The following is a 2,839-nucleotide window of genomic DNA, read 5'->3' as shown; positions in this document are numbered from 1 at the left end:
CGGTATTCCCGGAGATAGCATTGGCGATTTTGTCGCTTCTTTGCGCGAGTATAGTGGTGAGTCTCTGATTCGGATGGTGGCTTTGGTTTGTGTTGATGGTTTAATCCCTCTAGGGCCAAACTTCATTGACAAGGCATTATCTGGACTGAATCAAATGAATCCCCAGGAGTTAGAACAAAACTCGACCTTCCAAGGCATTCAAGATGCAATTCCAGGTAAAAATGCTAGTGGGAAATTAAACTTTATCGGCGAAAGCTTTAACTCCGTTCAAGGTTGGATGAGTGGGCTAGTTACCCAAAATAATTTAACACCACAAAAAGTAGTTGGCAATTTGCAAAATTTTGTGCAATTAGCTGATGACAAGTTAGATTATCTGGCTGCTTTCCTAGATGTCGCCACCAATTACTATGAACACACAGGTACGCAAACTTTGGCACGTCGATTGATTGAACGAGCTGTAGCTGAAATTTAAGTTAATCAGTAAGAGGTATCCGCTCAACAATTGGGGCGGATTACCAATAATAATTTTTATCAACCCGCCCTACTCAGCACAGGCTAAACGCCCCGCTACCGCTCTAAGCCCAGCTATATTTGCCCCAGATTATTGAGTAATTACGTTTTTTGAATGTGATGTAATATAGGACTCCTATTTGAATTTTGATAGCTTGCGTGGCGTAAGCCATACAAAACGACCTATTCCTTGATTCCTTCTTCCCTGTTCCCTGTTCCCTGTTCCCTGTTCCCTACCTCTACGAGTAAATATGGCTACGCCACGCTACGCGAACATAAACCAAACCGGATTCCTATACTTCAGATAAGTATTTAGGGAATACTAAAAAAGAAAAAGAATGTTTTAAAGTGCCTCAACATTTTCTGTATTCTATGATACTATATTTACTATTTCATAAAAACTACATCGCCATAAAGTCAAGCGCTGACAGACATAGTTGCGCTTATCGTGTCACGTTCCCCACCGAAAGGAATGACCTTCCCATTATCTATCAACATATAGCAACCCTAAATGACCTAAGCGATTTTAGATTTTAAATTTTGAATTAAATAAACATCTGAAATCTAAAATATTTAGTCTTCAGTCTCTGTGTTCACGGAGAAGAAAAACAAAAAATTTTCAATGTTTCAGCAATTGAGTGATACTCTCAGCTAAAAAAAATTTAGGACTTAGGGCTGCTATATCAAACCCGTCGATAGATTAATTCACCTCATCACTTTTAACATCAAACTGATACGTTTTAGTATTCCTTTCCTACGACTGCACAAAATTCAATTCTTCACCAATGCCAATCTTAATATTGAGAAATGTTATTAAAATATTTATGGTCAAGCAATGCCGCCAGCAATAGCAAAATACAGGCAAGATCACAAAATTCAAGTTAGGACTAAAAAATATGTCTAACTTTTTCCTGATTTCTGAAAAACTGTATGGCCGCCAAACAGAAGTAGAAAAATTACTTGCAGCTTTTGAGCGCATTAGTAGTGGGACAACAGAAACGATTCTAGTTACAGGAGTCTCTGGAGTTGGCAAAACCGCAGTGGTTAACGAGATTCAAAAACACATTGTGCAGCAACGTAGTTATTTTGTTAAAGGGAAATATGACCAATTTCAACGAGATATTCCTTTGTTCGGATTTATCCAAGTTTTTCGGGACTTAATCGGACAAATTTTGTTGGAAACAGATGCTGAAATTCAACAATGGAAGTCTAAACTATTGTCAGCATTGGGTACACAAGGTCAATTAATTATTAATATCATTCCTGAACTAGAACTAATTATTGGTAAACAACTAGAAATTACAGAATTATCTGGCTGTGCAGCCGAAAATCGATTCAATTTATTACTGCAAAGATTCATCCAAGTCTTTATGACTAAGGAACATCCTTTAGTGATATTTTTAGATGATTTACAATGGGCAGATTTAGCATCATTAAAATTAATTCAATTATTAATCAATCATAACCATCATAGTAGTCAAAATATTTCTTTAGTTGCTCCTCTGCAAACCCAAAATAGTCTCTTACTGATTGGTGCATATCGAGAAGAAAAAGTGGCAAAATCACATCCACTGAATTTAGCTATTCAGGAAATGGAAAATAACGGAGCCATTATTAATAAAATAAAGCTAACACCTTTAACACAGGGTGATGTAAATAGTTTAATTGCTAATACTTTGTGCCGTCCGGAAAATGATGTGATTGATCTAACACAAATGGTATTTGCTAAAACCAAAGGTAATTCTTTCTTTATTCATGAATTTCTTAAGGTTTTACATCAAGACGGACTAATTAGATTTAATCTTGAATTGAGTAATTGGCAGTATGATATATCACGTATTCAGGCATTAGCACTCACAGATGATGTTGTGGAGTTCATGTCAATTCAGCTGAGGAAATTGCCAATGCTAACTCAGAAAGTTCTCAAGTTAGCTGCCTGTATAGGTAACGAATTTGATTTAAAATTTTTGGCTATTGTACATGAAAAATTAGCAGTAGATACGGCTTCAGATTTATGGCCAGCAATACTACAAGGACTAATTTTACCACAAGCTAAAATGTCCGAGTTAGTTCCAAAAAATAGTCAGGATCAAATAAATCCTCAAGTAGATAGGAAATTTACTGTTAATCAGAAACAGTTGCCTAAATACAAATTTATTCATGATCGGGTACAACAAGCGGCTTATTCTTTGATTTCTAAAAAAGAAAAACCATTAATTCACCTCAGTATTGGGCAATTATTGTTAAAGAATACTTCAAACGATGAAAGAGAAGCTATAATTTTTGACTTGGTAAATCAATTTAATATAGCAATACCGATCATTCATTT

At 35.6% G+C, this 2,839-nt stretch carries 1 protein-coding gene and 1 pseudogene; both read left to right on the top strand.

What is annotated here, in order from left to right; all coding sequences use genetic code 11:
* A pseudogene (locus tag VB654_RS24280) lies at window positions 1-472 on the top strand (hypothetical protein); the annotation flags it as partial.
* A 934-nt stretch (window positions 473-1,406) separates the two neighbouring features.
* On the top strand, window positions 1,407-2,839 hold a 1,433-nt coding region (locus tag VB654_RS24275; RefSeq protein ID WP_323216403.1), incomplete at its 3' end, for an ATP-binding protein.

Source organism: Nodularia sp. UHCC 0506, from assembly GCF_034931045.1.
Taxonomy (GTDB): domain Bacteria; phylum Cyanobacteriota; class Cyanobacteriia; order Cyanobacteriales; family Nostocaceae; genus Nodularia.
This window is presented reverse-complemented; position numbering and strand designations above follow the sequence as displayed.